The organism is Lysinibacillus sp. BF-4, from assembly GCF_000743635.1.
In the GTDB taxonomy this organism is placed as follows: domain Bacteria; phylum Bacillota; class Bacilli; order Bacillales_A; family Planococcaceae; genus Metalysinibacillus; species Metalysinibacillus saudimassiliensis.
In genome coordinates, this window is record NZ_JPUW01000059.1 from 1 (window position 1) to 7,144 (window position 7,144).

General features: G+C 36.7%; 6 protein-coding genes. 2 read left to right on the forward strand and 4 right to left on the reverse strand.

All coding sequences use genetic code 11. The annotated features are described in order from the left end of the window. Position 1 precedes the first annotated feature (1 nt). The 3 genes from CH76_RS12700 to CH76_RS12710 form a co-directional block, all read right to left on the reverse strand. Positions 2-1,150: an MFS transporter gene (locus CH76_RS12700; protein ID WP_036147027.1), complete on the reverse strand. Its 1,149-nt coding sequence runs from the start codon at positions 1,148-1,150 to the stop codon at positions 2-4. A gap of 98 nt (positions 1,151-1,248) precedes the next feature. Further along, positions 1,249-2,754: a succinate CoA transferase gene (locus CH76_RS12705; protein ID WP_036147029.1), complete on the reverse strand. Its 1,506-nt coding sequence runs from the start codon at positions 2,752-2,754 to the stop codon at positions 1,249-1,251. 274 nt (positions 2,755-3,028) lie between these two features. Further along, a complete protein-coding gene (locus CH76_RS12710; RefSeq protein ID WP_036147031.1) occupies positions 3,029-3,679 on the reverse strand; it encodes a LytTR family DNA-binding domain-containing protein in 651 nt (216 codons plus the stop codon). A 629-nt stretch (positions 3,680-4,308) separates the two neighbouring features. Here CH76_RS12710 and CH76_RS12715 point away from each other — a divergent pair. Together CH76_RS12715 and CH76_RS12720 are read left to right on the forward strand one after the other, a co-directional pair. Beyond that, positions 4,309-5,103, forward strand: a complete 795-nt coding sequence (locus CH76_RS12715; RefSeq protein WP_036147033.1) for a helix-turn-helix transcriptional regulator — start codon at positions 4,309-4,311, stop codon at positions 5,101-5,103. A 68-nt stretch (positions 5,104-5,171) separates the two neighbouring features. Continuing rightward, positions 5,172-5,945, forward strand: coding sequence for a D-alanyl-D-alanine carboxypeptidase family protein (locus CH76_RS12720; RefSeq protein WP_036147034.1), 774 nt, complete (start codon positions 5,172-5,174; stop codon positions 5,943-5,945). Positions 5,946-5,984: 39 nt separating this feature from the next. On the opposite strand, the gene CH76_RS12725 is transcribed toward CH76_RS12720, so the two are convergent. Next, the coding region (locus tag CH76_RS12725) for a CapA family protein (protein ID WP_235190403.1) at positions 5,985-7,144 on the reverse strand (1,160 nt) is incomplete at its 5' end.

A 7,144-nucleotide genomic window follows, 5' to 3' on the forward strand; every position in this document is an offset into this window, starting at 1 on the left:
TTTATACGCTTACGGATTTTTTTGTGGGCATAATAGTATAAAACGCAAAACTTAACAAAATAATACCCGTTAAAATAAAGCTACCTGTTAAGCTTAAATCTAAAATACCAAGCGTAATAGAGCCTGCAACAACACCAATGGAGAAGAACGCATAAAAATAACCATACGCCTTACCACGTACTTCAGGTGTAGTTGAATCAATTAATAATGAATTAAGTGAAGGGAATAGTAACCCAAAACCAATACCATATACAATCATAGCGACATATAAAAGCCCTTGGTCATTGGCCTGACTAATTAAAATTTGACTTACCCCCATGCATGCAATCCCAATAGCTACTGTAATTAATGGTGCAACACGGTCAAAAATGCGATTAACTGGCGTAATAAATACTAACACTGCCACAATCCCAAACGTACTAAGTAATGTACCTGCTAAGCGAGAGTCATAACCAAGCGTTTGTGCCTGCAATGGTAATAAATAAGCAATAACACCTTGCGAAAACATTAAAAAGAAAGCACCACTAAATGCTTTAACAGTATTGCGATTTTTAAAAAAGGCACGAATTGGTGGCTCATTTTTAGTTAGCGTATCTTTTTTAGGGCGTGTAATAGTTGTTTGACGTAAAACAACTAAAGCGATAATTGCTAAAATTAGCATTGCTACGGCAGTAATAGTAAAAACAAAAGGCACACTAATACGATTAGCTAAAATACCACTAAAAGCAGGTCCTGTAATTGCTGCAATCCCAACAAATGCGCCAGAAATGGCACTGTTCTTACCACGTTTTTCATTAGCTGTATCATTAGCTAAATAGGTAAAGGCAGCAGGAACAATAAAGCCTGCCACTAAGCCATGCACAAAACGAATGACTAATAAAACATATGGGCCAGATGCTACATTATAAAGAAAAAGCGCAATACTGGTGGTAAATAATCCAACAACTAAAATACGGAACGGCCCTTTTTTGTCCGTTAAAATACCCGATACAATATTACCAAAAGTATTAGAAAGTGAATACATACCTACAGCTAAGCCTGTTAAAAATGAAGTTGCGCCTAAAGAGTCAGCGAATGTACTAATAACAGGAAGTTGGGTAAATAAATCAAAAAACGAGAAAAAGATAATCGCATAAATAAAAAGTTTCATAGTGCCTCCATGTAATGAGATATATTCTCATTATTATAGCACTAATTGAAAATAATAAAAAAGAGCCGTTTCTCAACATTTGAGAAACGGCTACGTACTTATTTTTTCATTGTTTTGTTTTTGCCAAGATTTACGTGCCAAGAAAGTGCCTCGTCAAGTAAATGTGGTGTTTGGTGACCACCTGTTGCTTCGAAAGCACGGTTGTAGTAGTCCCATAATTGTTCTTTATACTCTGGGTGAGCACAGTTTTCGATGATTAGTGGAACACGCTCTTTTGGAGATAGCCCACGTAAGTCAGCAATACCTTGCTCAGTAACGATTACGTCTACATCATGTTCTGTATGGTCTACGTGAGATACCATTGGTACGATTGACGAAATGTCTCCACCTTTAGCGTAAGACTTCGTTACGAAGATGCCTAAGCGCGCGTTACGTGCGAAGTCACCTGAACCACCAATACCGTTCATCATACGTGTACCCGATACGTGTGTAGAGTTTACGTTACCGTAAATATCTAACTCAAGCGCTGTATTGATTGAGATTAGTCCCAAACGACGGATAAGCTCAGGGTGGTTAGAGATTTCTTGAGGACGTAGGCAAATTTTATCTGCATATTTCTCAAGGTTACCATATACTTTTTCTTGTAATTCTTTTGTTAGTGTAATTGAAGTTGCAGCAGCAAATTTAACTTTACCAGCGTCGATTAAGTTAAATACAGCATCTTGTAATACTTCAGAAGCTACTACTAAATCTTCAAAGTCAGAGTTAGCAAAACCATCTAATACAGCGTTTGCTACAGAGCCTACACCTGATTGTAGCGGCATAAGTTGCTTAGTTAAGCGACCAGCGTCAATTTCAGATTGGAAGAACTCTAGTAAAAGGTCAGCCATTTTTTGTGTTTCCTCATCTGGAGGAACGATTAATGAAGGCGCATCTGGCTCTTCAGAAACTACGATAGCTTTGATTTTGTTAACGTCTACTTTAATACCAACATCACCGATACGTTGTGTAGCATCAGTCATCGGAATTGCTTCACGCTTGCCTTGTTCTGCAGGCACATAAACATCATGAATACCGATCATTGCTTCTGGGTGAGAAATATTTAATTCAACAATAATGTTTTCTGCATACTCAGCAAAGATTGGTGAGTTACCTACAGAAGTTGTTGGAATGATAAAACCATCTTCAGTAATAGCTACTGCTTCGATGATTGCATATTTAATTGGTCCGATGATACCTTGACGTACTAACTCAGCATTGTGAGAAAGGTGAGCATCGACATATTTAATTTTATCAGCATTAATCATGTTACGAATACCTGGGTCAGCTTGGAAAGGTCCACGCTTACTAATAACACCAGCTTCAGCTAAGAAATTGTCTACCTCTGGTCCTAATGAAGCACCTGTGTAAACCTCAATTTGTAGTTTTTCGTTTTTAGCACGCTCAACTAAAGCCATAGGAACAACCTTTGCATCCCCCGCGCGTGTAAACCCGCTCATACCTACTACGTCACCGTCTGTAAATAACGCTGCCGCCTCTTGAGCTGAAATAATTTTAGACTCAAGTTCTTTCATACCTAATCGTTTTTGTAAAGTTGCATCCATTGTAAAAATCCTCCCCTAAAAGTTTTTTGTGTATGGAATGATGTTAAAAACAGCCTACAATTTTGTAAGAATTTTCTGTTTATTAACCATGAACTCACATAGTTCCTTAAACTATATTATCACCAAATTGTCACATTTACTTTAAGTATAGCATGAAAGTGCTTAAAAAAAGTAAAAACGAGCTTTTTGACGTTTAACCGACAAGTTAAGCGTTTTAAAGTAGATAACTATAAGAAATCCCCTCCACAATGATATCGTGTAGGGGCTTAAATGATTAGAAGCCTAGTGAGCGACGGAAATAACTTGCATAACGTTGGCTTACTGGAATACGTGTATTATCTTTCATAATTAATAAAAATGTTGAGTGAGAGTCTGGTTGAATCTCTTCAATATAGTCAATATTAACAATATACGAACGGTGACAGCGAATGAATGAATCAGGCGCTAAGAACAGTTCAAGGTCGCTTAAGTTAAGACGGTGATAGCCTTCTCGGTTCATCGTTTTAACAAATGTTTTACGTAATTGTGTTTCTAGGTAAATTACTTGGTCGTGTTTGATTGGGTACCAGCAGTCATCAATTTTTACGGTAATATAGTTCGTTAAGAACGGAGATGGCTTTTGTGGGAAGATAGCTGTGATTGCGCCCTTTGTTTCGCCCTCATCAATTAAAGGGATACTCATACCAAAATAAGATACACCGAAAACATCTGGCTCAATATAAGAGTTGATTTTTTGACCGTAGCTCATTGCTTTATGTGCAGCAGAGCCTTCTTTAACAGGGTCGCCTGGCTTAATTTTTAAATCTACTTTCTTACTCGGTTGATAATATACATACTCGTCAGAGTTTGAAATAGCGATTGACGTATTTTCAGGGAAGAATTCCTTGATGACGTCCATGATTTCTTCAATTTGTTTAGGATCCAATGTTAACACCTCGTTAGTATTCTTTTAATAAAGAAAATGATTACTATCTATTTTACTACAAATAGTAAAAATTAAAATAGAGAAGATTGCGTAATAAGTAACTTAAAATGTGTCTAAAGAGTGAACTTCACTTTTTTAACACAACTTACCCGTACGATTAAGAGTGAAAAGCGCAGTACCCGGAATATATGGATAAGAAAGGAAAAGAAAGGAAACAGAATTTTCAAGTCATTATAGTGCTAAATGTCCAATTAACATAACTAAAATAAGAAAAAATGTAAGTTTCATACTGAAAGATTGTATCATAGCTGAAAAAAGATAGCGATAAACTCATGTTATACTGTAAATGTTAGAAATAAATTCTCGAGAAACGCTCTCGAAAAATACAATATATGTTAGAATAATAATATAATTAAAATCAATAAAGGTCCTAATGTCCGACGACGAGTACTAAAAGCCTATAATACAATAAATGTATTGATTGCAACTTAATAACTATGTTACGATTTTACTGGACTAAAGAAATAAATTTTACTTTTATTTAATCTATTTTATTACCATACATAATCAAGGTTACAACATCCGCGTAATTGTTAGAGAACTTATAAGTAAGAAAGTAGAGGATAACTATGGAGAAAAAACATAATTCAATAGCCGAAGCGATTTCGAAAACTTATTTTCAAGAAGTAGATGTCGTGGGTGATTTCCCAAAAGTGGATCGTTTCTTTGAACTAGAAACAAAGCTATTACATCAAGTATATAATTTGGAGGAAACCAATGCGAAAGTTACCATGGCTGAAATCATTGGTATCTTAACGGAGCGCTTTGGTAAGGAAGCAATCAAAGGGATGAGCACATATTTCATAGTGTTATCATCTATAATTGCACGCAAGCTATTAGACAATCAAGTACCTGCCAAAAAGGCTTTTGCTTTTAATATTGCCTGTACAGAAGTGATTTCGAATATGAGTGATGCGAGCTTTTTACAAGTAGCAGATGAGTTAATTGAGTTTTATATTGACTTTATTGCAGATCGTAAGCAGCCTACATATCGTCATCAGACTGTGAATAAAGTAATCATGTACATAAACGATGAACTTGAAAGCAACTTAACTGTTGAAAATATTGCTAAGCATTTCCATATTAGTACAAGTCATCTCTCACGTATTTTTAGAGAGCATGTTGGGATTACACTAGTTGAGTATTTAAATATTCGTCGTGTAGAAGAATCGCAGTATTATTTACGTCATACAACCAAGAGTATTACAGCGATTTCTAATCAATTTCATTTTTGTAACCAAAGCTACTTTACACGTATTTTTAAAAAGTATGCAGGTGTTACACCGAAGCACTTCCGAGACAAACCTAATTATCCGTTTTATCGTTTTGAGTTAAATGAACTAGCGCAAGAAGTTGTATATTAATAAAGCGAGGCGTATCGCCTCGTTTTTTTGTTCGACAAACTTTACAATTAAGCTGAGGAGGTAATGGCATGCGTAGTAGAAGAGCAAAAGAGAAACGAAAAAAATGGACGTATAGTGTTATAGCGACTATTGTAGGGTTGTTGCTGATTGGTAGTATAGTTGTTGTGATATGGCAAAAAAATAAAGTAGTTGAGCCTAACGCTGAGACAGTGAATGAGCAACCAACAGAAGTGCTAGAACCAGCACCACCTGAAGAAATTAAACAAGAGCCTGAGGTATTAGATGACAATGGTTATGTGGAGGGGCAAGAGCTACCAACAGAGCCAACCTATATTAAAGATATTTTAATTGCGAGCAAACGTTACCCATTACCTAAAACATTTGCACCAGGTGAACAGCCTGAGGCACGTAAGGCGATGGATGAGTTAATTGCTGCAGCTAAACAACAAGGTTTTACACTAACTGCTTTTAGTGGTTATCGTTCTTACGATTACCAAACAACGCTTTATAATAATTATGTAGCACGTGATGGTAAGGATGCAGCAGACCGCTATAGTGCACGCCCGGGTTATTCAGAGCATCAAACTGGATTAGTATATGACGTTGGCGAAGTAGGTAAAGAGGATATTTGGTTAACAGAGCAATTTGGTGAGAGCGAGGCAGGCATTTGGATTCGCGATAATGCACATAAATATGGCTTTATTATGCGCTATCCAAAAGGTAAAGAAGATATTACAGGTTATATGTACGAGTCTTGGCATTTTAGATATGTTGGCGAAGATGTAGCAACTAAAATCGTTAAAGCTAACAGCACACTAGAAGAATATTTGGAGATTAAATAACAAACGACGTTGCTAGTAAAATAGCAACGTCGTTTTTATTTACCAAGATTGTAATCCCAGATGCTGTTCTACAAATGAAGTGTCCCAGCCCATTTGGTTGCCAAACATTTCGAGTGGCACTACACGAAAGGCTGGCGAATCTGCAGCCCCGTTATAAACATCACGTGTAACAGTTGTAGGGAAAAAGTTAGCTGCTGTAGTTTCAATGGTGCTTTTTTCGCCTGTAACCGTTTTACGAATGTTAATGCGCCCAATCCCTCCGACATTAGTAGCTGCCCAAGGCTGTGCAGAATAAAAATTACCTAGAGAATAAAAGACGGGCTTATCATTAATCCATTCAAATGGTTGCAAGACATGTGGATGATGACCAAAAATGGCATCTGCCCCTCCGTCGAAGAAGGTAGTAGCGAGTTGACGTTGATAGTCATTATTATCTGTATTATATTCTTCACCCCAGTGCAGTGATAGCACAATGAAGTCAACTTGCGAACGAAGGGCCTTAATATCTTTTAATACCTGCTCCTCCTCTAAATAGGATACAAGGTAACTTTTATTATCAGGATGCGCTGTACCGAACGTATTAGTACCATACGTGTAAGCTAGTATACCAACTGAAATATCATTAATATGCATAATGCGGGCTTGTTGTTTATCTTCCTCAGAAGAAAATGCACCAGCATACGGCATATTATATTGCTTTAAGTTTTCGATGCTAAGCAGTACCTGATTTTCGCCTTTATCTAATGTATGGTTATTAGCTATCGTTACAAAGTCCACACCATTGAGTTGTAAATCACGGATGATATGTGGTGGACTATTGAATGATGGGTATGTGCTTAGTCCAAGTGTATCGCCAGCAGGCATAGACTCTTGGTTAGCTATCAGCATATCAATGCCTTCCATTTGTTCTTTAACGTTTTCAAAAGCGAAATTAAAGTCGGGATATGTATAAATAGGATAATGTAATAAAATATCCCCAATCATGCCTAATGTTGCTTCAGAAGTTGTAGTGACAAGTTCTTCGTCAACAATCTTTTTACTAGTAGTAGGTGGTTGTGTTGGCGTAGGCTCCTTTGCACGGATTTGTGAGTACGCCATTGAAGTGGTGAAGAAAGCAATGATAAATAATAGTAAAACAAATATCCATGTAAAGCGAGGCTTGAGTTTCAACAAAATCTCTCCTAAATTATAGTTATTAT

Excerpts from the sequence above, each read along its gene's own strand:
- CH76_RS12700 (WP_036147027.1), bottom strand. The coding sequence starts at position 1,150 with ATGAAACTTTTTATTTATGCGATTATCTTTTTCTCGTTTTTTGATTTA.
- CH76_RS12715 (WP_036147033.1), top strand. The coding sequence starts at position 4,309 with ATGGAGAAAAAACATAATTCAATAGCCGAAGCGATTTCGAAAACTTAT.
- CH76_RS12720 (WP_036147034.1), top strand. The coding sequence starts at position 5,172 with ATGCGTAGTAGAAGAGCAAAAGAGAAACGAAAAAAATGGACGTATAGT.
- CH76_RS12705 (WP_036147029.1), bottom strand. The coding sequence starts at position 2,754 with ATGGATGCAACTTTACAAAAACGATTAGGTATGAAAGAACTTGAGTCT.